Below are 23,839 nucleotides of genomic sequence, written 5' to 3'. Positions count from 1 at the left end.
CCACCCACCGGCCCCGGACACCGGGACGCTAGGCCGTCCGGCGACCCGGCCGCCGACCCCTGTGGACAACGGCCGGGGTTTTCCACAGGGCGTTTCCGTCGGCCGGTCCCGGGTTCGTACCGCCGGTAGGGTGAGGCCGTGACCGGGACAGCGGCGGGCGGGCGCTGAGCCGGCGCGACGAACGGGACGGGGTGGCATGAGACCGGTATGGCGCGTCGCGGACGTTCGCGCGGCGGAGGCGGGCCTGATGGCCACCCTTCCGCCCGGGGCGCTGATGCAGCGGGCCGCGGCCGGGCTGGCCCGGCGCTGCGCCCTGCTGCTCGGTGACCGGGGCGGGGTCTACGGCGCCCGGGTGGTGCTGCTGATCGGCTCCGGCGACAACGGCGGTGACGCGCTCTTCGCGGGCGCGCACCTGGCCCGCCGGGGCGCGGCGGTGGCCGCGCTGCTGCTGAGCCCCGGGCGGGCGCACGCGGAAGGGCTGGCGGCCCTGCGTGCCGCCGGCGGGCGCGTCGTCGACCGGCCGCCCGCCGGAGCCGACCTGGTGCTCGACGGGATCGTGGGCATCGGCGGCACCGGTGGGCTGCGGGAGACCGCCGAGCAGTTGGCCGCGAGCCTGACCGGGCAGCGCGGGCGCGACGGTGGGCCCGCTACGGTGGTCGCTGTCGATGTGCCGAGCGGCGTCGCCGTCGACACCGGCCACGTCCCGCTGACCGACGCCGGGCGGCCACGCGCGGTCCGCGCCGACGTGACGGTGGCGTTCGGCGCGCTCAAACCGGCGCTGGTCGTCGGCCCGGCCGCCGAGCTGGCCGGCGAGGTCGAGCTGGTCGACATCGGGCTGACGCCGTGGCTGCGCGGCACCCCGGCGCTCCAGGTGATCGAGCAGACGGACGTGGTCGGCTGGTGGCCGGAGCTGGGCGCGTCGTCGGAGAAGTACACCAGGGGTGTGGTCGGCGTGGCCACCGGCTCGGCCACCTACCCCGGCGCCGCGGTGCTCTCGGTCGCCGGGGCGCTTGCCGGCCCGACCGGCCTGGTCCGCTACGCCGGGAGCGCCAAGGGCGAGGTGCTGCACCAGCACCCGTCGGTGATCGCCACCGGCCGGGTCGCGGACGCGGGCCGGGTGCAGGCGTGGGTGTGCGGCTCCGGCCTCGGTACGGGCGAGGAGTCCGCCGCCGAGCTGCGCGCGGTGCTTGCCGCGCCGGTGCCGGTGGTGCTCGACGCGGACGCGCTGACGCTGCTCGTCGACGGCAAGCTGGCCGACCGGCTGCGCGGCCGGGACGCGCCGATCGTGGTGACGCCGCACGACCGGGAGTACGCCCGGCTCTGCGGCGAGATGCCGGGGGAGGACCGGGTCGCCGCCGCGCTGCGGCTGGCCGCCTGGATGAACGCGGTGGTGCTGCTCAAGGGTGACCACACGATCATCGGCACGCCCGACGGCCGCGCGTACGTGAACCCGACCGGCACGCCGGTGCTCGCCACCGGTGGCACCGGCGACGTGCTGGCCGGGTTGCTCGGTTCGCTGCTCGCCGCCGGGCTGGCCCCGGAGCGGGCGGCCGCCGCGGCGGCGTACCTGCACGGGCTGGCCGGCCGGGAGGCGGCGCGCGGCGGTCCGGTCACCGCGCCCGACGTGGCGGCGGCGTTGCGTCCGGTACTGGCCCGGCTGGGCTGATCCGGGCGGCGACGCCCGGGTGGCGACGGGCACCGCCCGCACGGCTCAGGGCGCTGATGATCACTGACGGAAGTAGGCTGGGGACATGTGGCAGTCGGAGGTGCGCGTCGACCTGGACGCGATCCGGGAGAACGTGACCCGGCTCAAGGCCGGCACCAGCGCCGAGCTGATGGCGGTGGTCAAGGGCGACGGCTACGGCCACGGCATGGTGCCCGCCGCCCGCGCGGCGCTCGACGCGGGGGCGGACCAGCTCGGCGTCTGCACGCTGGACGAGGCGCTGCGGCTGCGCCAGGACGGCATCACCGCGCCGGTGCTGGCCTGGCTGCTCACACCCGCGCTGCCGCTGCACGACGGGATCACCGTCGGCGTCGACCTCGGCTGCGCCAGCCTCACCCAGCTCGACGAGATGATCGAGGCGAGCCGCCGGGCGGACCGCCCGGCCCGGCTGCACCTCAAGATCGACACCGGGTTGGCGCGGGGCGGCGCCACCGTCGCCGACTGGCCGGCGCTGCTGGAGGCCGCCGCGAAGGCCCAGGCCGACGGCCTGGTCGAGGTGGTCGGCGTGTGGAGCCACTTCGTGTACGCGGACTCGCCCGGCCACCCCACCACCGACCGCCAGCTCGCCGTCTTCCACGAGGGGCTGGAGATGGTGACGCGCGCCGGTCTGCGCCCTCGGTACCGCCACCTGGCCAACTCGGCCGCCACGCTGACCCGGCCGGACACGCACTTCGACCTGGTCCGGCCCGGCATCGCGGTCTACGGTCTGTCGCCGGTCGCGGGCGAGCAGTTCGGCCTGCGCCCGGCGATGACCGCCCGCGCCCGGGTGATGCTGACCAAGCGGGTCGCGGCCGGCACCGGCGTCTCCTACGGGCACACCTACCTCACCGAGCAGGAGACCAACCTGGCGGTGGTGCCGCTCGGCTACGCCGACGGTGTGCCCCGGCACGCCTCCAACACCGGCCCGGTGCACCTCGCCGGCAAGCGCCGGAACATTTCCGGCCGGGTCTGCATGGACCAGTTCGTGGTCGACTGCGGCGACGACGAGGTGGCCGCCGGTGACATGGTGACGCTGTTCGGCGACGGCGCGGACGGCGGGCCCACAGCCGACGACTGGGCCGAGGCGGTCGGCACCATCAACTACGAGATCGTGACCCGTTTCGGCGGCGTGCGCGTGCCCCGGTTCTACGACGGCGAGCGCGCATGAGTCTCCGGTTGCCGCGTCCGCGTACCGCCGCCGGCAAGGTCGCCGGGCTGGTCGGCGCCGCCGTCGGGGTGGCCGCCGCCGGGCTCGCGGCGGGCGTGGTCAGCGAGCGGGTGCTGGTCCGCCGGCTCAAGAACGACCCCACCGACAGGTACGCCGACGAGGTCTTCGGCGAGCAGCGCTACGACCAGGCGTACCGGCTGGAGATGCCGGACGGCACCGACATCCACGTGGAGGTGGTCGAGCCGACCCGCCCGGTCGCCGGGCACCCGACTGTGGTGCTGGTGCACGGGTTCTGCCTGGACATGGGCACGTTCCACTTCCAGCGCAAGCGGCTCGCCGAGCGCGGCGACTACCGGGTGGTCGCGTACGACCAGCCGGGGCACGGCCGTTCCGGCCGGCTGGAGAGCGGCGAGTACGACCTGACCGCGCTGGGCCACACGCTGCGCCGGGTGCTCGACGAGGTGGCCCCGGAGGGCCCGCTGGTGCTGGTCGGGCACTCGATGGGCGGCATGACGATCATGGCGCTGGCCGAGCTGTACCCGGAGATGTTCGGTGACCGCGTGGTCGGCACCGTGCTGATGGCGACCTCGGGCGGTCTGGCGGCGGAGACGAAGCTGGTGGCGCCCGCGCTGCTCGGCCGCGTCGGCTCGCCGGTGCTCTACATGATGAGCAACGCCACCCGGTACGGCGGCACGGTGATCGACCGGGCGCGCCGGTCGACCTCGAACGTGGCCTGGCTGCTCACCCGCAAGTACGGCTTCGGCACCTCGGCGCCGAGCCCGGCCCTGGTGTCGTACGTCGAGATGATGAACTCGCGCACCTCGGCCGACACGGTCACCCGCTACCTGCGGACGATCGCCACCCACTCCCGGTTCCCGGCGCTTGCCGCGCTGGCCGGCACGCCGGTGCTGGTGATCGTGGGGGACAAGGACATGATCACGCCGGTGACACACTCCGAGGAGATCGTCCGGCGGCTGCCGCACGCCGAGTTCGTGAAGATCGACGACAGCGGGCACGTGGTGATGCTGGAGCACGCCGACGAGGTGAACGCGGCGCTGGAGAGGTTCCTGGATTCGCTATGACAGTGGTCGTGGAGCTGAAGACGGTCGACGACACCCACGAGTTCGGGCGGCGGCTGGCCGGTGTGCTGCGCGCGGGTGACCTGCTGCTGCTCAGTGGCCCGCTCGGGGCCGGCAAGACCGCGCTGACCCAGGGCATCGGCGCCGGCCTGGGCGTACGCGGCGACATCACCTCGCCCACCTTCGTCATCGCCCGGGTGCACCGCCCCGACCCGGATCGGGGCGGCCGGGTGACGCTCGTGCACGCCGACGCGTACCGCCTGGGTGAGGCCGCCGACCCGCGGGCGGAGATCGACGACCTCGACCTGGACGCCTCGGTGGACGAGGCGGTGACAGTGGTGGAGTGGGGCGAGGGAATGGTCGAGCAGCTGGTCGACGCGCACCTGCGGGTACGCATCGACCGCCGCGACGACGACACCCGGGCGGTCACGCTGGAACCGGTCGGTGGCGACTGGGCCGCCCGGGTCGCCGAACTGTCCTGAGTCAGGGCTGAAGGGGCATCGTCCAGCAGTTGGAGTAGGCGGTCCGCCCGGCGAGCCGGTCGCTCATCCAGGCCACCGCGTCGCCCTGGTCGGTGATGAGCGGCACCAGGTGGTTGGTGAGGATCTTGTCGCCGAGGTTGGGCAGGCTGATCGCCTGGTAGGTCACGTTGCCGCCCTTGCGGCACCAGTCGACAGCCAGTTGACGGGCCTGCCGGTGGGGCACGATGTCGTCCTGGATGCCTGTTGCCACACGTACCGGGCCGGTGGGCTTGAGCGTGCCGATGCGCTGCCGGTCGAGGACGGCCTGGGCCTCGGGCGAGGCGGCGATGACGGCGGTGAGGGACCGGCCGCCGGTGATCCACTTGCTGCTCCTGGTGAACGCGTACCGGAGGATCGCGTCGCCGACGCACATGGTCGAGGTGTCCTTCAGCGCCGCCCGGCCGGTGTCGTTGACGGCGGCCTCGATGACGTCACGCAGCGCCGGGTCGGACTGGGCGAAGCCGTTCAGCGACCATCCCAGCGCCCCCACCAGCGCGCTGCCGTCGATGCCGCCGATGACCGCGGTGAGGTCGGCGGGCGGCGCGCCGACGTAGGTGCCGGCGAGCGGCACGTCGGGCGCGTAGGTGGAGTGGAGTTCGGCGGCCGCGGCGCTGGCGCCCCCGCCCTGGCTGTATCCGTACAGACCGACGCGGGACTGGGCGGTGACCGATGCTCCGGGTACGGCGCGGGCGGCGCGGGCCGCGTCGAGCAGGGCGTGGCCGCCGTCGAGGCGGTTGACGTAGGTGTGCAGCCGGTCGGTCGTGCCCAGACCGACGTAGTCGGTGACGACGACGGCCGCGCCGGTGGCGAGGAGGCGATAGATCGCCAGGGCCTCGTAGCCGACGGACAGGGTGTCGCCGGTGAGCGTGAGCGGGTGTTGCAGCGAGAACGACGGCGCGCACTGGTCGCCCTGCCCCATGGTTCCGGAGGCGACGGCGACGAGCGGGCGCGGGCCGGCGCCCCGCCACGCCGCCGACGGTTCGATGTAGGCGCCGGTCACCGCGACGGGCCGTCCGTTGGAGTCGGTGGACCGGTACATGAGTCGGGTGGCGGTGCCGGGCATCGCGCGGCCGTCGAGCCCGGGAATGCTCAGGCCGAGCGGCAGCGGTTCGGTGCGGATCAGCGTGCCGTTGGTGGCGGGCAGGTCGGCGGGCGGGTGGTAGAAGGCGGGGATGGTCACGCCGCGGGAGACCACGGGCGTGGCGTCGTCGGCGGCTGCGGCTGCGCCGGATCCGGCCAGGTAGGTGGCTGCCGCCGCGGCGACGGCGAGGATCCGGAGGCCGATCGCGCGGCGGGCGGAGGGCGTGCGGGGACGGGTGTTCCTGCTGCTCACGGGCACTCCTAGCGAGCATCGATGGTGGTGGATGCAAGCTAGCAGTGGTGGTGTGGCGTAAGTAACTTGCCAGTAGGTTACGCTCCGGTAACTTTTCCCGTCCAGTACCCGGCCCGGCCGCTGCCCGGGAGTGTCGGTCGCGGCTGGTAGGAAGATGGCGACCGACTAGGAGAGGTTGCCGATGCCCGACGCCCCCACCCTGGACCTGCCGGCGCTGTTGCCGGAGGCCTGGCGTGCCGTGCTCACCCCCCACCTCGACCCGGCCCGCACCGCCGCGCTGGCCGAGTTCGTCACCCGGGAGTACGCGACCGCCACGGTCTTCCCGCCGCTGGAGGACCTGTTCTCCGCCTACCGGCACTGCGCGCCGGCCGACACGAGGGTGCTCATCCTCGGCCAGGACCCGTACCACAAGGCGGGCCAGGCGCACGGGCTGAGCTTCAGCGTGCGCGAGGGGGTGGCGGTGCCGCCGTCGCTGCGCAACGTCTTCAAGGAGCTGAGCGAGGACCTGGGCGTGCCCAAGCCGCGCAGCGGAAACCTCGACGGCTGGGCCGCGCAGGGCGTGCTGCTGCTCAACTCGGTGCTGACGGTCCGGCAGGCCACCCCCGGCTCGCACGCGAACAAGGGCTGGGAGGAGTTCACCGACGCCACGATCCGGGCGCTGGACGCGCTCGACCAGCGCGTGGTCTTCCTGCTCTGGGGCGGCTACGCCCGCAAGAAGGCGGCGCTGGTGACCAACCCGCGGCACGTGGTGCTGGAGGCCGGGCACCCGAGCCCGATGAACCCGCGCGGCTTCCTCGGCAGCCGTCCGTTCAGCGCGGCAAACAAGGCGCTCGCCGACGCGGGGCTGCCCACCGTCGACTGGGAACGCTCAGCCGGCTGACCCGTCCGGCGCCTCGCCCGCCGCCGCGAGGCGCCGGCGGTACCGGGACAGCAGCTCGGCCGTGCGCTTGTCGGTCACCTCCACCTCGATCAGCGGCTCCACCGGGTACGTACGTTCACCGAGGCGGACCTCGATGGGCTCAGGCAGTTCGTCGCACATCCGGGCCCGCAGCTCGCCGAACCGGGTCCGCCAGCGGTGCTCGCCCGGTTCCTCGGGCTCCGGGTGGTCCCCGCCCCACTCCTGCCATCGGGCATCCCAGCGCTGCGCGCGGCCCCGCTCCAGGAACGCCGTGAACCGCGGGGAGTCCCGCCACCGCACCGCGATCTCGACCGCGTCCACCGGCAGTGGCGCGCCCTGCAACAGGGCCGCCGTGCCGCCCGCCAGCACGTACGGCAGGTCGCCCAGCGCGTCCATGATCGGGTCGAGCCGGAGATGATCGATCCGCTCGGTCAGCGCGGTCCCGGCCATTTCGTCAAGCGCCGCGTCCAGGTGACTGTCCAGCGGCTCGACCTCGATCCGCAGTTGCCGATCCAGCGCGGCGAGCAGACGTTCCGCGGTGGTCAGGCTGGGCAGCCGGTCGCCGCGCTCGATCCGGGCGACGGCGGCCTGGCTGATCCCGACCCGCACGGCCAGGGCCTGCTGGGTGAGTCCGGCCAGTTCCCGTTCGTGGCGCAGGGCGCGGGCGATCTCCTGGGCCAGGCGACTCTCCGTCATCTCCGGAGGATGGCAACTCGCCGTCGAGCGATATACCTGTGAGTCATATTTATGACCGAGAGGTATATCGCTCCCAGGTCACCTCTTCCGTCGGGACACTACGCACCGTGACCGGGTCAGCGGCGAGGGCGTGCCGAGGGCGGACGGGGCGGACGGCTAGGCTGGCTTACCGTGCTCGTACTCGTGGTGGACTCCTCGACGCCCGCGGTGACCGCGGCGCTGGCCGAGGTCTCGGCGGACGGCGTCGCGGTTCGCGCGTCCCGGTGCACCGTCGATGCCCGCGCCCACGGCGAGCTGCTCGCGCCGCAGGTCGACGCCGTGCTGGCGGACGTCGGCGCGCGTCCCGCCGACCTGGCCGCGATCGTCGCCGGCCTCGGCCCGGGCCCGTTCACCGGGCTGCGCGTCGGGCTGGTCACCGCCGCCACCATGGGTCAGGTGCTCGGCGTCCCCACGTACGGTGTCTGCTCGCTGGACGGGCTCGGCCACCCGGCGGCCGCCGGCGAGCCGGTGCTTGCGGCGAGCGACGCGCGGCGGCGGGAGATCTACTGGGCCGTCTACGACGGCGCCGGTCAGCGCCTGGCCGGCCCGGAGGTGGCGGCCCCGGCGGTGGTCGCGCAGCGGGCGCGCGACCTGGCGGTCAGCGTCGCGGTCGGCGACGGCGCGCACCGGTACGCGGACGTGCTCGGCCTGCCGGTGCGGGACGAGCCGCGCTACCCGGACCCGCTGGCGCTGGCCCGTCTCGCCGCGCCGCGGATCCGCGCGGGCGCGCCCGGCGAGACGCTCACCCCGCTCTACCTGCGCCGCCCGGACGCGGTCGCCGCCACCGGCCACAAGCCGGTCCTGCCATGAGGCTGGGCCGGTTCCGCTGGTGGCACGTCGAGGAGGTGCTGCCCATCGAGGCGGACCTGTTCGGCGCCGAGCAGTGGTCGGCGGCGATGTTCTGGAACGAACTCGCCAACGGCCACTTCTATCTCGCCGCCACCGACGACGACGGCACCGTGCTCGGCTACGCCGGGCTGGCCGTCTACCCGCCCGACGAGGCGTGGGTGCAGAACGTCGCGGTCCGCCGGGACGCGCAGCGGCGGGGCATCGGCCGGCTGCTGCTGGAGGCGCTGCTCGCCGAGGCGGCCCGGCGCGGCGTCCGCAGCACGCTGCTGGAGGTCGCCGCGGACAACGCCCCGGCGCAGCGGCTCTACGCCGGCTACGGCTTCGAGCCGATCGGCGTACGGCGCGGCTATTACCAACCGAGCAACACCGACGCGCTGGTCATGCAGCGCAACGAGGACTGACGCGCATGGCTGACGAACCACTGATCCTCGGCATCGAGACCTCCTGCGACGAGACCGGCGTGGGCATCGTGCGCGGGCACACGCTGCTCGCCGACGCGCTCGCCTCCAGCGTCGAGGAGCACGCCCGGTTCGGCGGCGTGGTGCCCGAGGTGGCCAGCCGCGCCCACCTGGAGGCGATCGTGCCGACCATGGACCGGGCGCTGCGCGAGGCCGGCGTCACCATCGCCGACATCGACGCCATCGCCGTGACCTCCGGGCCGGGCCTGGCCGGCGCGCTGCTCGTCGGGGTCGCCGCCGCCAAGGGGTACGCGGTCGCGGCGGAAAAGCCGGTGTACGGGGTGAACCACCTCGCCGCGCACGTCGCTGTGGACACGCTCGAACACGGCCCGCTGCCCGAGCCCGCCATCGCGCTGCTCGTCTCGGGCGGCCACTCCTCGCTGCTGCGCGTCGACGACCTGGCCCGCGACGTCGTACCGCTCGGCGCCACCATCGACGACGCGGCCGGCGAGGCGTTCGACAAGGTGGCCCGGCTGCTCGGGCTGCCGTTCCCGGGCGGACCGTACATCGACCGCGAAGCGCGTGCCGGTGACCCGGCGGCGATCGCCTTCCCGCGCGGGCTGACCGCCGCGAAGGACCTGGTCGGACACCGGTTCGACTTCTCCTTCTCCGGCCTGAAGACGGCGGTGGCCCGCTGGGTGGAGGCGCGGCAGCGGGCCGGTGAGCCGGTCCCGGTCGCCGACGTGGCGGCGTCCTTCCAGGAGGCGGTCTGCGACGTGCTGGTCGGCAAGGCGATCGACGCCTGCCGCACCAGCGGCATCGACACGCTGGTGATCGGCGGCGGAGTGGCAGCCAACTCCCGCCTGCGGGCGATGGCCGAGCAGCGGGCCGACAAGTACGGCATCCGGGTGCGTACGCCCCGGCCGAAGCTCTGCACGGACAACGGCGCGATGGTGGCCGCGCTCGGCTCGCACCTGGTCGCCGCGGGCGTCGCGCCGAGCCGGCTGGACCTGCCGGCCGACTCGGCGATGCCGCTGACAGTGGTCAGTGTGTGAGCGGGGAGGAAACCGACATGATCGTCCGGATGTGGGAGGCCAAGGCCGAGTCGTACGGCTTCGCCGACCTGATCACCTGGGTCTGCGAGACCGCGCTGCCCGAGTTCGAGCACGACCCGATGCACGTCTCCAGCGAGGTGTTCTCCTCCACCGACCACCGGCTCGTGGTCATCTCCAAGTGGCGGAACAACCCCCGGGAACTGCCCGAGCCACCGGCGCGCCTGATCGCCCGCCCGCCGCACAGCTGGGACTTCGCCCAGGTCGACCGCTGACGCCGCCGCCCCGCTAGGAGCGGCGGGTCAGCCGCCAGGTCGCGTACCCGCCGGTGCCGAGCGCGATCAGGAACACCGCCCACACCAGGCCGGTGCCGACCTGGAGCCCACCGCCGCTGCCCACGTTGGCCTGGGCGGCGGCGACGAGCGAGTCGCTCTGCGCGGGCGGCAGCGCGGCCGGCGGCAACTGCTGCCAGCGCACCAGCCCGGTGCTCTCCAGCATGGTCATGTGGTCGTTGACGAACTTGTTGGCGTCCTCGGCCAGCTTCCGCACGATCGGGTCGCGGGTGCTGGCCCGGACCGCGCCGATCACCGGAAAGATCTTGCCGTGGGCGACCCGCAGCCGGGTGACGAAGATCTGGTCGAACCGGGCGCCGGTGGCGTTCCGCATCTCGGTCAGCCACCCCTGCTGCTCTGCCGTCGGATCCGTCGGCAGGGTGGCGCCGAGCTTGTTGGCCGCCTCGACCACCAGCTGGTCCAGCTCCGCGTGCTGCTTGGCGATCTCCGCGCCGACCTCGCGTACCCGGGCGGACTGGCCCTTCTCGGCCGCCATCTGCCCGGCCGGCATCTCCCACAGCCCGGCCAGCCGTACGCCGTTGAGCAGCGTCATGTCGGCGGCGTTCATCTGCACGCCGGGGTTGGGCGCGGCCTGCGCCGTCCCGGGAACGACGCCGATCCCCGCGCCCAGCGCGGCGAGCAGCAGTACCACCCGGTGCGCCAGCTTGCGGCGTGCGGATTCCAGCGATGCCATGGTTGCGGTGCCTCCTCGGTCCGGACCGGTACGCGGGGTCGTGGACGGCCGCGCAAGCCGGCCGCCCGTCCGCACACTGGTACGGATCACCGGGCCGATCAGTTCAGCGGATCGGCGAGGAGTCGTTCGAACGCCAGCTCGGCGGCGCCGATCAGCGCCGCGTCGTCGCCCAGCTTCGGGGTACGCAGCCGCACGTGCTCCAGGCACGCGGGCAGCCCGTTGGAGTTGAGCCGGCTGCGCACCTGCGCGGCGGAGGCCAGGTAGAGGTCACGCATGGTGCCGCCGAAGATGACCATCTCCGGGTTGAAGATGTTCACCAGGTTCGCGACGCCGAAGCCGAGCCAGTCGCCGGCTTGCCGTACCGCGGTCTGCGCGCGGGCGTCGCCCCGGTCGGCGGCGTCGAAGACCGCCAGCAGCGCGTCCCGGCCGCGTGCCTCGGACCGGCCGGCGGCGCGCAGCAGCCCGTGCTCGCCGATCTCGGTCTCCCAGCAGCCGCGCCGGCCGCAGTCGCAGCGCACCCCGTCGCGGACCACCACCATGTGGCCCACCTCGCCGCCGTAGCCGCCGTGCCCCCTCAGCCGCCGCCCTCCCGCGATGATGCCCGCGCCCACACCGACGTCGCCGTAGATGTAGATGACGTTGTCGCAGCCGACCGCCGCGCCCCGGGCGTGCTCGGCGTACGCGGCCACGTCGGCCACGTTGCCCACCGTGATCGGTACGTCTATCCCCAGCTCGACGGCGAGCGCCGCACCGATCGGCTCGTCCACCCAGCCGGTGGTGGGGCTGAGCCGGACCAGCCCGTCCTCGCGGCGGACCATGCCGCACACCGCCACGCCGGCGCCGACGCAGATCGCGTCCGGCGGCACCGACTGGTGCATCTCCTTGACCGCGCCGGCGAGCAGCGGGGCGGCCTCCCCGGCGACCAGGTTGCGCGGCCGGTCCATCTCCCGGCGGTCGAGCACCTCACCGCCGAGTCCGACCCGCGCGGCCCGCAGCCGGTCCACCTCGACGCTGTACGCGTACGCGTAGACCCGCCCCGACTCGGGCCGGACGACGAGTGACGGTCGTCCGGCCCGGCCGGTCTCCTTCGGCGTCCCCTCGCTGACCAGACCGGCGCCGGCCAGGTCCGCGGTCAGCGCGCCGATGGTGCTGCGGTTGAGTCCGAGCGCGGTGGTCAGCTCGGCGCGGGTGGTGGCCCCGTGGACGTGCACGTATCGGAGCAATGCGCCCAGGTTCTGCCGACGGATCTCGTCCTGACTGGGGCCCGCGCGCATTGCCACTGCCATGGTGTTTCCGTACCCCTGCTCAGCGGTTGCCGGTCGCGGCGGCCCGCCGACGCGAGAGCGCGTCGATGGTCGCCGCGGCGAGCAGCACCACGCCGGTGACCACGTACTTGACGCCCGAGCTGTATCCCATCAGTCCCATACCGTTGTCGATGACCGCGACCACCGCGCCTCCGAGCACGGCGTCGAGGACCCGGCCCTTGCCGCCGAAGAGGCTGGTGCCACCGATCACCGCCGCGCCGACGGCGTAGAGCAGTACGTTACTGCCCCCGGTGTTGGGGTCGACCGAGTTGCCCCTGCTGGCGGCCACGATGCCACCGATGGCGGCCATCGAGGAGCAGATGACGAAGACGGAGATACGGATCCGGTCGACGTTGATGCCGGCCCGGCGGGCCGCCTCGGCGTTGCCGCCGACCGCGTAGATGTGCCGCCCGTAGCTGGTGCGCTGGAGCACGAACGTCCAGACGATCAGCAGCACCGCGATGATCGGCACCACGATCGGCACGCCCTTGAGCGAGGTGATCAGCACGTTGCGGCTGCGCTCCAGGTTGAGGACGTAGACCGCCACGCCGAGGATCACGGCCAGGCCGGCGATCCGCGCGCCGACCACCGTGAGCGGGTCGGTGAGCAGGCCACGGGCGGCCCGGTTGCGGTACCGGAGCAACTGCACTGCCGCGTACCCGGCGACGGCCACCGCGGCGAGCGCCCAGCCCAGCGCCGGGGAGAGGTTGCGGTTGGCGATCGCGACGAGCACGTCGTCGCGGATCGCGATGTTGGCGCCCTCGTCCATCAGCGTCAGCACGACACCCTGGAAGGCGAGGAACCCGGCGAGCGTCACCACGAAGGACGGGATGCCGACCTTGGCGACCAGCAGGCCCAGCACGGTGCCGATCACCAGACCGGTGACGACGGCGGCGAGCACCGCCACGTACCAGGGGTAGCCGAGCACGGTGACCACGTTGGCCAGGATCGCGGCGCAGACGCCGCTGGCGAAGCCGGCGGAGAGGTCGATCTCGCCGAGCAGCAGGACGAAGACCAGGCCCATGGCGATGAGCGTGACCGCCGCGCCCTGAGTGAACAGGTTCGCCAGGTTGCCGGCGGTGAAGAACGACGGGCGGGCGATCGAGAAGCCCACCGCCAGCGCCACGAGCATGACCACCGCGGGGAGCGCGCCGATGTCGCCGCCGCGTACCCGGCGCCAGTAGTTGTTCACGTGGCTGTTCAGGGTCGGTGTCGGCGCGACGCCGGCCGGGCCTTCCTTCTTCACGACGATGGCGGTCATCGGATGGCTCCTGGGGTGGTGTCGGCGGGCGCGGCGCCGTTGCCGCCCGGCTCGCCGGTGAGGCCGAGGCCGCCGGATCGGCCGGCGGTGATCAGCTCGACCACCTGCGAGTGGGTGATGTCGGTGGTCTTCACCTGGGCGACCATCTGGCCGAGGTAGAGCGCGGCGATCCGGTCGGAGACGGCGAAGACGTCGTTCATGTTGTGCGAGATGAGCACCACGGCCAGGCCGTTGTCGGCCAGCCGGCGCACCAGCTCCAGCACCTGGGCGGTCTGCGCGACGCCGAGCGCGGCGGTCGGCTCGTCCAGGATGACCAGCCGGCTGTTCCAGAGCACGGCCTTGGCGATGGCGACGGTCTGCCGCTGGCCGCCGGAGAGGCTGGCCACGTGCTGGCGCAGCGACTTCACGGTGCGCACGCTCAGGCCGGCGAGCGTCTCGGCGGCCATCTGCTCCATGGTCGGCTCGTCGAGCACGATGCCGCTGCGCTTCTCCCGGCCGAGGAACATGTTCTGCACGATGTCGAGGTTGTCGCAGAGCGCGAGATCCTGGTAGACGACCTCGATCCCGAGCGCGGCGGCGTCCCGGGGGCTGTTGATGGTCACCGGCCGGCCGTCGAAGAGGAACTCGCCGGCGTCGGTGGGGTGGATGCCGCTGATGCACTTGACCAGGGTCGACTTGCCGGCGCCGTTGTCACCGACGAGCGCGGTCACCTCGCCGGGGTGCGCGGCGAAGGCGACGTCGCGCAGCACCTGGACGGGACCGAAGCTCTTGTCGATCCCGCGTAGCTCCAGCAGGGGGGTAGCGGACACGGGGTTCTCCTTTGGGCGGAGGGAGGTCTCGGATCCCGTCCGGCGCGGGCGCCGCCCGGCACGGGAGAACCCGTGCCGGGCGGCGCCGCCTGAGGCGGGTGGGTCAGCTCACGCCGGCGTCGGTGCAGAGCTTCGCGAAGGCACCGGTGCAGAGTTCTTCCTTGGTGACGTAGCCGTCGGCCACGACGTCCTTGACGTTGTCCTTGAAGATGGCCTTGGGCTCCAGCAGCACGGCCGGCACGTCCCGGTTGCCCTCCGGGTCCTTGACCGTCTGGCCGGTGTCCTTCCGCTCCCCCTTGGCGAGCGCGATGGCCAGCTCGGCGGCGGCGTCCGCCTCCTTCTTGACCGCCTTGTAGACGGTCATGCACTGGTCACCGGCGAGGATGTTCTGCAGGCCCTCCTTGGTGGCGTCCTGACCGGTCACCGGGACCTTGCCGTTGAGCTTGTTCTTCTTCAGCACCGAGATGGCCGCGTTGCCGAGACCGTCGTTGGCGGCGAGCACGCCGTCGATCTTGCCGCCGGCCTTGGTCATCTGCTGCTCGAAGATCGTGGCGGCCTGCGCGTTGTCCCAGGCCGGCACCGGGTCGTCGGCGACCTTGGTGTACTCCTTCGAGTCGAACTTCGGCTTGAGCACCGAGTCGTACCCGTTCTTGAACAGGGTGGCGTTGTTGTCGGTCGGCGAGCCGTTGAGGTACGCGATCGACGGGTTCTTGACGCCCTTGTCGGTCAGGCACTTGCTCAGGCCCTCGCCCTGGAGCTTGCCGACGGCCTCGTTGTCGAAGCTGACGTAGTACTGGGCGGAGCCGCCCAGGGTCAGCCGGTCGTAGTCGATGGTCGCGACGCCCTGCGACTTGGCCTTGTCGAGCACGGCCTTGCCGGTGCCGGAGTCCAGGTTGACGATCATCAGGACGTTGACGCCGCTGGTGATCATCTGGTCGGCGATGGTCTGGAACGCGGTCTTGTCGTTCTGCGCGTTCTGGATGTCGGAGTCGACGCCGGCCGCGTCGAACGCCGCCTTGAGGTACTTGCGGTCCGCGCCCTCCCAGCGGGCGGAGGACTTGCTGTCCGGCAGGATCACGCCGATCTTCGGCTTCTTGGCGTTGGAGCCGCCGGCCTCGTCGGAAGAACCGCCGTTGTCACCGCAGGCGGCCATGCTGCCGGTCGCGAGGAGACCGACGGCCGCGAAGGTGAGGAAGCCCTTGCGCATGTGCAGGGTCCTTTCGGAGGTGGGGGAGTGGTGATGTTTTGTTGTGTCCGGCAACGTATTCCCCGCCTCCCATGCGCCGCAAGACTGCCGAGGTCAGAAGTTTGTTGGCGGCGGTAACAATTCAGCAACGCGGTTGTCACCCGCGGGACACCGCCGGGAGAGCGCGCTCCGGGAACGCTCCCACACGTACCGTCACGAGCCCGCTCAGGCAGCGGCGATCGATGCCGTGGCCGCCCCGGTGAGCGCCACCAGATCCGTCGGCGTGAGCTGCACCTGCAATCCCCGGCGGCCCGCCGACACGTACACGGTCGGGTGCGCCAGCGCCGAGGAGTCGACGACTGTCGGTAGCCGCTTACGTTGGCCGAGCGGACTGATGCCGCCCCGCACGTACCCGGTCGCCCGCTCGGCCACCGCCCGGTCCGCCATCACCGCGCGCTTGCCGCCCATCGCGGCGGCCAGCGCCTTCAGGTCCAGCTCGCCGGTCACCGGCACCACCGCCACCGTCAGCCCGCCGTCGACCTCGGTGACCAGCGACTTGAACACCCGGTCCGGTGCCACCCCGAGCGCCGCGGCCACGAGCGCGCCGTAGTTCGGCGCGTCCGGCGAGACGTCGTACGGGTGGATGCTGTGGGCGATCTTCCGCTTGCTCAGCAACGCGATCGCCGGAGTGCCAGGGCCCGCCACGGGCTCAAGCTAACCCGCGCGCCGCGACACCGCGAGCTGGAAACGTGAGCCGGGTCAGCCGCCGACCGGAACCGGCCGGCACACGAGCACCGTGGGGTCGCCCGCCACCCGGGTCAGCACCAGGTCGGCCGCCGCCTCGCCGGACAGCCGCAGGTCACGGCGCAGCTTCTCCGGCTCCAGCGCCGACCCGCGCTTGCGGATCTCCACCCGGCCGACCCGGCGTTCCCGCAGCAGGGCGCGCAGCCGCTTCAGCGAGAACGGCAGCACGTCGGTGATCTCCAGGCAGCGGGCGAACGGGGTGGGCCGGGCCACGTCGGCGTACAGGTAGGCGATCGACGGGTCGGCGAGCGTGGCGTCGAGGTCGGCGGCCAGCTCGGCGACCAGGTGCGCGCGCACCACCGCCGGGTCCGGGTCGTAGAGGAAGCGCCGGACCGGCCCCACCTCCGCTTCCTGCGCGCCCGTGCCGGTGAGGTGATAGGAAGGGACCCTTTTACTACCGGAGGCGTTAAGAAGGGGCCCTTCCTTCTCGCGCAGCAGGGTGGCGCGGCGCGGTACGCCGGCCAGCTCGCCGCACCAGAGCGCGGCCTCGACCAGGTCGCCGTCCACGCTCACCCACTCCGCCTCGGCGCCCGCCGGGATCAGCGCGTGGTCCAGCCCCGGCGCGACCTTCACCACTGTGCGCGGCACCCGCGCGGCGAGACCGGTGACGAAGTCCCACGGCGGGGAGTAGGAGTTCGGGTCGAAGACGCGCCGCCCGGTGCCGGCCCGCCGCCGCGCCGGATCGCAGAACGCGCCGTCGACGCGGCTCACGTCGAACTCCGTGGCGTCGCCGCACTCGACTGTCACCAGATCGGCGAGCCCGGCCGCCTCGGCGTTCGCGGCGGCCATCGCGGCGGTCAGCGGGTCGGCCTCCACCGCGTACACCCGGATGCCGGCGCGGGCGGCGGCGAGCGCGTCGGCGCCCAGGCCGCAACCCAGGTCGGCCAGCGTGGTCACGCCCGCGGCGCGCAGCCGTGCGGCCCGCCGGCCGGCGACCACCCCGCGGGTGGCCTGCTCCAGCCCGGGTCGGGTGAGGAACATCCCGGCCGCCGCCGCGCCGAACTTGCCTGCTGCCCGGCGGCGCAGCTCCGCCTGGGTCAGCGCGGCGGCGGCGAGGTCGCCCGGAATCCCGGCCGAGCGCAGCGCGGCCGCCGCCGCCAGCGGGTCGCCGCCGGCCACCCGCCCGGCCGCGGCGAGCGCCGCCGACCCCTCGGGGGTACGCAGCACGGCGAGCAGGTCGAGATCCACGCGCCCATTCTCCCGGGCCGGTTCCGGCGCGACACGGAGGGCGACGCGCGTTGGCACTCTCCTTGACGGAGTGCTAGCCGAGGAATAACCTGCGATTAGCACTCTCACCCTGAGGGTGCCAACGCCCGAGCCTCGTGCCCGGGGGTTGAGCGCCAGGCGGACCGGCACCCGCGACGACGGCCCCGCCCGGTGGCATGTGGCAGATTGACGCTGGTCGGCACGCCGGCCGGCAACGACACCAAGTACCCGGGAGGGTATGCCCGTGACTACCGCGACCAAGGTTGCGATCAAGCCGCTCGAGGACCGCATCGTGGTCCAGGCGAACGAGGCCGAGACCACCACCGCCTCGGGCATCGTGATCCCCGACACCGCCAAGGAGAAGCCGCAGGAGGGCACCGTCCTCGCTGTCGGCCCGGGCCGGATCGACGACAAGGGCAACCGCGTGCCGATCGACGTGAAGGTCGGCGACACCGTCCTCTACTCGAAGTACGGCGGCACCGAGGTCAAGTACGCCGGCGAGGAGTACCTGGTGCTCTCCGCCCGCGACGTCCTCGCGGTCATCGAGAAGTAAGCAACCGATCAGTGTCGTTGCCCCGGTCCGGCTCGCCGGGCCGGGGCAACGTCGCTTCGAAGGGATACTGATGGCGAAGATCCTCAGCTTCTCGGACGACGCCCGGCACCTGCTCGAGCACGGTGTCAACGCCCTCGCGGACGCGGTCAAGGTCACCCTCGGCCCGCGCGGGCGCAACGTCGTCCTGGACAAGAAGTTCGGTGCGCCCACGATCACCAACGACGGCGTGACCATCGCCAAGGAGATCGAGCTCACCAACCCGTACGAGAACCTCGGCGCGCAGCTGGTCAAGGAGGTGGCGACCAAGACGAACGACGTCGCCGGCGACGGGACCACCACCGCCACCGTGCTGGCCCAGGCCATGGTCCGCGAGGGCCTGCGCAACGTGGCCGCCGGCGCCAACCCGACCGGCCTGAAGCGGGGCATCGACGCGGCGGCCGCCAAGGTCTCCGAGGCGCTGCTCGGCAAGGCCGTCGAGGTCGCCGGCAAGGAGTCGATCGCGCACGTCGCGACCGTCTCCGCGCAGGACGCCGCGATCGGCGAGCTGATCGCCGAGGCGATGGAGAAGGTCGGCCGCGACGGCGTCATCACCGTCGAGGAGGGCTCCGCGCTCGTCACCGAGCTGGAGGTGACCGAGGGGCTGCAGTTCGACAAGGGCTTCATCTCGCCGAACTTCGTCACCGACCTGGAGGCGCAGGAGGCGGTCCTGGAGGACCCGTACATCCTGATCACCACGCAGAAGATCTCGGCGATCGAGGAGCTGCTGCCGCTGCTGGAGAAGGTTCTCCAGAACAACAAGCCGCTGCTCATCGTCGCCGAGGACGTCGAGGGCCAGGCCCTGTCGACGCTCGTGGTCAACGCGCTGCGCAAGACCGTCAAGGTCTGCGCGGTCAAGGCCCCCGGCTTCGGCGACCGCCGCAAGGCGATGCTCCAGGACATGGCGATCCTGACCGGCGCCGAGCTGGTCGCCCCGGAGCTGGGCTACAAGCTCGACCAGGTCGGCCTGGAGGTGCTCGGCACCGCCCGCCGCGTCGTGGTCGACAAGGAGAACACCACTGTCGTCGACGGTGGCGGGCAGGCCTCCGAGGTCGCCGACCGGGTCGCCCAGATCCGCAAGGAGATCGAGGCCTCCGACTCGGAGTGGGACCGGGAGAAGCTGGCCGAGCGGCTGGCGAAGCTCTCCGGCGGCATCGCCGTGATCAAGGTCGGCGCGGCCACCGAGGTCGAGATGAAGGAGCGCAAGCACCGCATCGAGGACGCCATCGCCGCGACCAAGGCCGCGGTCGAGGAGGGCACGGTCCCGGGTGGCGGCGCCGCCCTGGCCCAGATCCTGCCCGCGCTCGACGACGACCTGGGCTTCACCGGTGACGAGAAGGTCGGCGTCTCGATCGTGCGCAAGTCGCTCGTCGAGCCGCTGCGCTGGATCGCCCAGAACGCCGGCCACGACGGCTACGTGGTGGTGCAGAAGGTCGTCGGCAAGGACTGGGGCCACGGCCTCGACGCCGCCACCGGCGAGTACGTCGACCTGGCCAAGTCCGGCATCATCGACCCGGTGAAGGTGACCCGCAACGCGGTCAGCAACGCCGCCTCGATCGCCGGCCTGCTGCTCACCACCGAGAGCCTCGTGGTGGAGAAGCCGGCCGAGCCGGAGCCGGCCGCCGGTGGCCACGGCCACTCGCACGGGCACGGCCACCAGCACGGCCCGGGCTTCTGACCCGAGGAGTACGCCCGACGTCAGGGCACACCGCCGACCCGGTGGTGTGCCCTGACGCATATGTCCTTACGGATCGCTGACGAGATTGGCAGCCGGGCCCGCGGGGCGACCAGACTGGAGCCCGTGAGCACCCTCTCCCCCCGCCGGGCGGCGTCGGCCGGTGTCGTCGCCGCCGTGGTGGCGCTCGGCGCCGCCGAACCCGTGGCGGTCCTGACCGGCCCCCGGTCCGCTCCACTCGTCGCCGTCGGCGGACTCGTCGTCGACCTGGTGCCCGAGCCGCTCAAGCAGTTCGCCATCGACGTCTTCGGCACGTACGACAAGATCGCGCTGCTGATGGGGACGGCGCTGCTGCTGGCCGTCTTCGGCGCGCTGCTGGGCCTGGCAGCGGCCCGGCGGCTGGTGATCGGCCTGGCCGGCATCGCCGCGTTCGCCGCGCTCGGTGCCGCCGCCGCGCTGACCCGGGCCGGCGCGGACGCCTTCGACGCGCTGCCCTCACTGGTCGGCGGCGGACTGGGCGCGCTGACGCTGTGGGCGTTCGTGGCCGGCCCGCTGAGCGCCGACCCGGCGCATCGGAAGCGACCGGGGCGTGACCGGTCCGACGCCGTGCGACGCGACCGGGCCGGGACCGGTCCGGCGGAGCGCGACGGGGCCGCTTCGGCGGACAGCGAGCCGCCGTCCGCGTCGCCCCCGCCATCCGCCCCGCCTCCGGCGGTCGCCGCGCTGGCCCGGGAGGGGGAGACGCCGGGCGGCTGGGAGCCGGTCCGGCACGACGACGCGGAGTCGCGGCGGCGGTTCCTGCGTGGTGCCGGGCTGCTCACCGGCGCGGCGGCGGTGGCCGGGCTGGGCGGGCACTGGCTGGCCGGCCGGCGCGGCGTATCGGCGGCCCGGGACGCGGTGACGCTGCCCGCCCCGGTCGCGCCCGCCCCACCGGTGCCCGCCGGAGCGGACCTGTCGCTGTCCCGGCTCGCGCCGTACGTCACGCCGAACCGGGAGTTCTACCGGATCGACACCGCGCTGGTGGTGCCGCAGGTGGACCCGGTCACCTGGCGGCTGCGCATCCACGGGCGGGTCCGCAACCCGATCGAGCTGAGCTTCGACGACCTGCTCGCCCGCCCGCTGGTCGAGCGCTACGTGACGCTCGCCTGCGTCTCCAACGAGGTGGGCGGCGACCTGATCGGCAACGCGCGCTGGCTCGGCGTACCGATCAAGGACCTGCTGGACGAGGCCGACCCGGAGGACGGCGCGGACCAGGTCGTCGGGCGCGCCGTCGACGGCTGGACGTGCGGCACGCCCACCTCGGTGCTGCGCGACGGGCGGGACGCGCTGCTCGCGGTCGGCATGAACGGCGAGCCGCTGCCGATCCAGCACGGCTTCCCGGTGCGGATGGTGGTGCCGGGCCTCTACGGGTACGTCTCCGCGTGCAAGTGGATCACCGAGCTGGAGCTGACCAGCTTCGCCGACTTCGACGCGTACTGGGTGCCGCGCGGCTGGTCAGCGCAGGGTCCGGTCAAGACGCAGTCCCGGATCGACACGCCCCGGCCCCGCAGCCGTCCCGCCGCCGGTGCGGTGACCGTCGCCGGTGTGGCGTGGGCGCAGCACAGGGGCGTGCGGCGCGTCGAGGTACGTGTCGACGGCGGCCCCTGGCAGGAGGCGACGCTCGCCCCGGCGGTGTCGGCGGACACCTGGGTTCAGTGGTCCTGGCGGTGGGACGCCACACCGGGCGAGCACACGCTCCAGGTCCGGGCGACCGACAGCACCGGCGAGACCCAGACGGAACAGCGCGCCCCGGTCGGCCCGGACGGCGCGACGGGATGGCACACGGTAAGGGTCACAGTCACCTGACCCGCACCGTCGCGAGGACCGCTCTCGGTGGGGAGATGGCCTGCCCGTGCCACTGGCGGGTGCCTGCCGATCGGGTGCGCGCCGCTTGGCTCCGGCCTGAGTCCAGACTCCCGAGCGCTCACGAAAGAGATCTTGGTATGAAACGGCCCCTATAAGGGCCGTTTCATACCAAGATCTATGTGGTGTCCTAGCCTCTGGAACGCCGATCCTGGTATTCGAAACGGTAGGCGAGTCGCCCAGCGGCGGCCTTCGCCGCGCCGGGGTGCGGGGGCCAGCGGATGCCCCGGGCCACGACACGACGCCGCGCCCCGGGATCCGGGGCGCGGCGTCGGGGGTCGTGAAGCCGGTCAGGCGACCTTGCGCTGGTCCGGCACGGCGGTGTTGTGCGGGCGGCCGAGGCGCGCCTCCAGCCGGGCGATGTCCACCTTGGTCTGGCGGCGGTCGGCCAGGTCCTCCCAGCCGAGCGCGAGCAGCCGCAGCCGCTCGGACTCGCTGAACCCGCCCCAGACGCCGTACGGCTCGCGTACGGAGAGCGCGTGGGCGGCGCACTCGGCGCGTACCGGGCAGGCGCGGCAGACGGACTTGGCGCCCATCTCGCGGCGCAGCCGGGAGGAGCCGCGCTCGCCGTCCGGGTGGAAGAACTGCGCGCTGTCGCGGCCACGGCAGGCCCCGAGCCGCTGCCAGTCCCAGAGCTCGTCGATCGGTCCAGGCAGCCTACGTACGTTCGACATCAGCACCCCTCCTCCCGCGCGGCACCGCGGAGAATGTTCGTGGCCAGCTACCGGGCGGCGGTCCGCGCGGGATGCCGGTTCCGGATGAACCCCTCGGTACCCGAGCGGTCCGCGCCTCACACATCTGTGATCGAAAACCTCGGACAGTCGGTGGCATATGCCCCATCTGTCGGAAAAGTTCGGATGATTGCCCGGAACCCCCTCCCGAGCCCACCTCCGCATGGTCTGCTCTGAGTCGGAGAGGAGACCACTGTGCGTAGTGTTCTTGTGTGCGTTCGGACACCATTGGCGGCCCAGCATCTGACCTCCGCGGCGGCGCGGCTCGGGCTGTCCGGCGTCGTCCGGACGGCCGTCTCCGATCCGGAGGTGATGTTGCGGCTCGCGGAGCGCCCGGTGGACGTGGTGCTCGCCGACACCGCGCTGACCCGCCCGGACAGCGCCGGTTTCGTGCGCCGGGTGCTGGCCCGCGCGCCGCAGGCGGCGGTGCTGCTGCTCGGGGCCGAGGAGTCGGAGTCGGCGGCGGCCACCATCAGCGCCGGAGCGCGCGGCCTGATCCAGAACGCCGACCACGATCTGACCAGCGCGGTCGCCAAGGCGCTGCTGCTGCTCTCCGCTCCCGGGCGGAGCAACAGGCACCGGGTGGCGGACACCGCCCGGGACGCGGCAGCGGTCGGCGGTCCGGCCCGGTCGGCGGGGCGTACCCCGGGTGGGCCCGGCTGGCCGGCGGCGGCGCCGGTGGACGCGGCCGGCCTGCCCACAGTGGTGCCGGTGCAGCGGGGTGAGGACGCGGAGGACCCGGCGGCGGCCGACGCGGCGGAGGCGGCCCGCCCGGCCGCCGGTCAGCGCCCGGCCCGGACGCCGCGTGGTGCCATCGGGCTGACCGAGCGGGAGCTTCAGGTGCTGCTCGGCATGGCCGAGGGCAAGAGCAACGCGGAGATCGGGCGGGAGTTGTTCGTCTCCGAGGACACGGTCAAGACGCACGCCCGACGGCTGTTCCGCAAGCTCGGGGCGCGGGACCGGGCACACGCCGTGGCGGCCGGATTCCGGGCCGGCCTCGTCGCCTGACCCGGGCCGGAGTCACTCCGACGCGGAATCGTCGGTGCCCTCGGTGAGCGTGTCGTGCACGCCGTCGGCGTAGCCACGGGCGTAGTCCCAGCTCACGTAATGGTCCGGGTCCGGGTCGTAGGCCGGTTCGTGCACCCGGGGGCGCCCCGAGTTGAGCAGGTGGCGCAGGTTTCCGCGCAGCAGGTCCCAGTCGAAGTAGTGCGGCTCGCGGCAGTCCTCGCACTCGATCACCAGGCCGCGCACCCCGATCGGCTGGAGCAGCGCCTGGTAGATCTCCAGATCGGCGAGGTCCTCCAGCACGTCCTGGCGTTCGACGTCGGTCAGCGGGTCGAGCGCGTCGTCGTCGCCGGGATCGTGCAGACCGGCAGCCGGATCGGCAGGGTCGCCGTTGAACGGGTCGATGGGCTCGTCGTGCACCCCCTCACCGTAGTCCCCGGGCCGCCGGAAAGCCCGCCCCAGGCCGCGCTGTGGCCCGGCCTACCCCCGGGCCCGCCGCTGCCCGGACGGGAACGGGCCAGTGGGTACGATGAGGCGACGCGCCGTCACCAGGCGCCTGCCGGTGCCCCCGCGCGCCGCCTCGCTGCAGCCCGATCGACCAGCTCA

At 73.2% G+C, this 23,839-nt stretch carries 24 protein-coding genes; 13 read left to right on the top strand and 11 right to left on the bottom strand.

Features of this window, described 5'->3' with window-relative positions; translation table 11 throughout:
* Positions 1–196: 196 nt before the first annotated feature.
* The 4 genes from A4R25_RS10270 (at position 197) to tsaE (ending at position 4,431) form a co-directional block, all read left to right on the top strand.
* Positions 197–1,666, top strand: a complete 1,470-nt coding sequence (locus A4R25_RS10270; RefSeq protein ID WP_064446588.1) for an NAD(P)H-hydrate dehydratase — start codon at positions 197–199, stop codon at positions 1,664–1,666.
* A gap of 85 nt (positions 1,667–1,751) precedes the next feature.
* Positions 1,752–2,870, top strand: a complete 1,119-nt coding sequence (alr, locus tag A4R25_RS10265) for an alanine racemase (protein WP_064446587.1) — start codon at positions 1,752–1,754, stop codon at positions 2,868–2,870.
* Entirely contained in the window at positions 2,867–3,952 is a 1,086-nt protein-coding gene (locus A4R25_RS10260; RefSeq protein ID WP_043328307.1) for an alpha/beta fold hydrolase, read from the top strand. The genes alr and A4R25_RS10260 overlap by 4 nt, the downstream gene beginning before the upstream one ends.
* Positions 3,949–4,431 carry a tRNA (adenosine(37)-N6)-threonylcarbamoyltransferase complex ATPase subunit type 1 TsaE gene (tsaE, locus tag A4R25_RS10255; protein ID WP_043328309.1) on the top strand — a complete coding sequence of 161 codons (483 nt, stop codon included), beginning with the start codon at positions 3,949–3,951 and terminating at the stop codon, positions 4,429–4,431. Before A4R25_RS10260 ends, tsaE begins: the two co-directional genes overlap by 4 nt.
* A 1-nt stretch (position 4,432) precedes the next feature.
* On the opposite strand, the gene A4R25_RS10250 is transcribed toward tsaE, so the two are convergent.
* Positions 4,433–5,803 (bottom strand): lipase family protein, encoded by a 1,371-nt coding sequence (locus A4R25_RS10250; RefSeq protein WP_064446586.1) that lies wholly within the window; start codon positions 5,801–5,803, stop codon positions 4,433–4,435.
* Between the two features lie 181 nt (positions 5,804–5,984).
* Here A4R25_RS10250 and ung point away from each other — a divergent pair, with 181 nt between their 5' ends.
* Entirely contained in the window at positions 5,985–6,683 is a 699-nt protein-coding gene (gene ung / locus A4R25_RS10245; RefSeq protein ID WP_043328313.1) for a uracil-DNA glycosylase, read from the top strand.
* Here the strand turns inward: ung and A4R25_RS10240 are convergent.
* On the bottom strand, positions 6,672–7,397 hold the full coding sequence (locus A4R25_RS10240) for a helix-turn-helix transcriptional regulator (RefSeq protein WP_064446585.1): 726 nt from the start codon (positions 7,395–7,397) through the stop codon (positions 6,672–6,674). The genes ung and A4R25_RS10240 overlap by 12 nt on opposite strands.
* Before the next feature lie 171 nt (positions 7,398–7,568).
* Between A4R25_RS10240 and tsaB the strand changes: the two genes are divergently transcribed.
* The 4 genes from tsaB to A4R25_RS10220 are packed head-to-tail and all read left to right on the top strand — an operon-like array spanning position 7,569 to position 10,010.
* Positions 7,569–8,246, top strand: coding sequence for a tRNA (adenosine(37)-N6)-threonylcarbamoyltransferase complex dimerization subunit type 1 TsaB (gene tsaB, locus A4R25_RS10235; RefSeq protein ID WP_064446584.1), 678 nt, complete (start codon positions 7,569–7,571; stop codon positions 8,244–8,246).
* Positions 8,243–8,686 (top strand): ribosomal protein S18-alanine N-acetyltransferase, encoded by a 444-nt coding sequence (gene rimI, locus A4R25_RS10230; protein ID WP_064446583.1) that lies wholly within the window; start codon positions 8,243–8,245, stop codon positions 8,684–8,686. The genes tsaB and rimI overlap by 4 nt, the downstream gene beginning before the upstream one ends.
* Positions 8,687–8,691: 5 nt before the next feature.
* Entirely contained in the window at positions 8,692–9,738 is a 1,047-nt protein-coding gene (tsaD, locus tag A4R25_RS10225) for a tRNA (adenosine(37)-N6)-threonylcarbamoyltransferase complex transferase subunit TsaD (protein ID WP_064446582.1), read from the top strand.
* A 17-nt stretch (positions 9,739–9,755) separates the two neighbouring features.
* Entirely contained in the window at positions 9,756–10,010 is a 255-nt protein-coding gene (locus A4R25_RS10220) for a hypothetical protein (RefSeq protein ID WP_030501549.1), read from the top strand.
* 13 nt (positions 10,011–10,023) lie between these two features.
* On the opposite strand, the gene A4R25_RS10215 is transcribed toward A4R25_RS10220, so the two are convergent.
* The 7 genes from A4R25_RS10215 to A4R25_RS10185 all read right to left on the bottom strand — a co-directional run bounded on the left by A4R25_RS10215 (position 10,024) and on the right by A4R25_RS10185 (position 17,313).
* Positions 10,024–10,761 carry a DUF4142 domain-containing protein gene (locus A4R25_RS10215; protein WP_043328319.1) on the bottom strand — a complete coding sequence of 246 codons (738 nt, stop codon included), beginning with the start codon at positions 10,759–10,761 and terminating at the stop codon, positions 10,024–10,026.
* A gap of 98 nt (positions 10,762–10,859) precedes the next feature.
* Positions 10,860–12,035, bottom strand: a complete 1,176-nt coding sequence (locus tag A4R25_RS10210) for an ROK family protein (protein ID WP_030501547.1) — start codon at positions 12,033–12,035, stop codon at positions 10,860–10,862.
* A gap of 31 nt (positions 12,036–12,066) precedes the next feature.
* On the bottom strand, positions 12,067–13,326 hold the full coding sequence (locus A4R25_RS10205; RefSeq protein WP_043328321.1) for a sugar ABC transporter permease: 1,260 nt from the start codon (positions 13,324–13,326) through the stop codon (positions 12,067–12,069).
* A complete protein-coding gene (locus tag A4R25_RS10200) occupies positions 13,323–14,135 on the bottom strand; it encodes an ATP-binding cassette domain-containing protein (RefSeq protein WP_043328323.1) in 813 nt (270 codons plus the stop codon). Before A4R25_RS10200 ends, A4R25_RS10205 begins: the two co-directional genes overlap by 4 nt.
* A gap of 103 nt (positions 14,136–14,238) precedes the next feature.
* Complete coding sequence (locus tag A4R25_RS10195; protein ID WP_043328325.1) at positions 14,239–15,342, bottom strand: sugar ABC transporter substrate-binding protein; 1,104 nt, start codon at positions 15,340–15,342, stop codon at positions 14,239–14,241.
* A 204-nt stretch (positions 15,343–15,546) separates the two neighbouring features.
* A complete protein-coding gene (gene ybaK / locus A4R25_RS10190) occupies positions 15,547–16,026 on the bottom strand; it encodes a Cys-tRNA(Pro) deacylase (protein ID WP_064446581.1) in 480 nt (159 codons plus the stop codon).
* Between the two features lie 54 nt (positions 16,027–16,080).
* Positions 16,081–17,313, bottom strand: coding sequence for a methyltransferase domain-containing protein (locus tag A4R25_RS10185; protein WP_064446580.1), 1,233 nt, complete (start codon positions 17,311–17,313; stop codon positions 16,081–16,083).
* Positions 17,314–17,569: 256 nt separating this feature from the next.
* Between A4R25_RS10185 and groES the strand changes: the two genes are divergently transcribed.
* The 3 genes from groES to A4R25_RS10170 all read left to right on the top strand — a co-directional run bounded on the left by groES (position 17,570) and on the right by A4R25_RS10170 (position 21,440).
* The gene (groES, locus tag A4R25_RS10180) at positions 17,570–17,884 is read left to right on the top strand and encodes a co-chaperone GroES (protein WP_018222648.1); all 315 of its coding nucleotides are present in this window, start codon (positions 17,570–17,572) and stop codon (positions 17,882–17,884) included.
* A 70-nt stretch (positions 17,885–17,954) separates the two neighbouring features.
* On the top strand, positions 17,955–19,598 hold the full coding sequence (gene groL / locus A4R25_RS10175; protein ID WP_064446579.1) for a chaperonin GroEL: 1,644 nt from the start codon (positions 17,955–17,957) through the stop codon (positions 19,596–19,598).
* A gap of 60 nt (positions 19,599–19,658) precedes the next feature.
* The gene (locus A4R25_RS10170; RefSeq protein ID WP_373888004.1) at positions 19,659–21,440 is read left to right on the top strand and encodes a molybdopterin-dependent oxidoreductase; all 1,782 of its coding nucleotides are present in this window, start codon (positions 19,659–19,661) and stop codon (positions 21,438–21,440) included.
* A gap of 347 nt (positions 21,441–21,787) precedes the next feature.
* Here the strand turns inward: A4R25_RS10170 and A4R25_RS10165 are convergent, their stop codons facing one another.
* A complete protein-coding gene (locus A4R25_RS10165; protein WP_013288543.1) occupies positions 21,788–22,171 on the bottom strand; it encodes a WhiB family transcriptional regulator in 384 nt (127 codons plus the stop codon).
* 252 nt (positions 22,172–22,423) lie between these two features.
* Here A4R25_RS10165 and A4R25_RS10160 point away from each other — a divergent pair, with 252 nt between their 5' ends.
* A complete protein-coding gene (locus tag A4R25_RS10160) occupies positions 22,424–23,236 on the top strand; it encodes a response regulator transcription factor (RefSeq protein ID WP_064446577.1) in 813 nt (270 codons plus the stop codon).
* A 12-nt stretch (positions 23,237–23,248) separates the two neighbouring features.
* Here the strand turns inward: A4R25_RS10160 and A4R25_RS10155 are convergent, their stop codons facing one another.
* Entirely contained in the window at positions 23,249–23,653 is a 405-nt protein-coding gene (locus A4R25_RS10155; RefSeq protein ID WP_043328334.1) for a DUF5319 domain-containing protein, read from the bottom strand.
* Between the last annotated feature and the right edge of the window lie 186 nt (positions 23,654–23,839).

Source organism: Micromonospora sp. NBRC 110037 (genome assembly GCF_001652995.1).
In the GTDB taxonomy this organism is placed as follows: Bacteria; Actinomycetota; Actinomycetes; order Mycobacteriales; family Micromonosporaceae; genus Micromonospora; species Micromonospora chalcea.
This window is presented reverse-complemented; position numbering and strand designations above follow the sequence as displayed.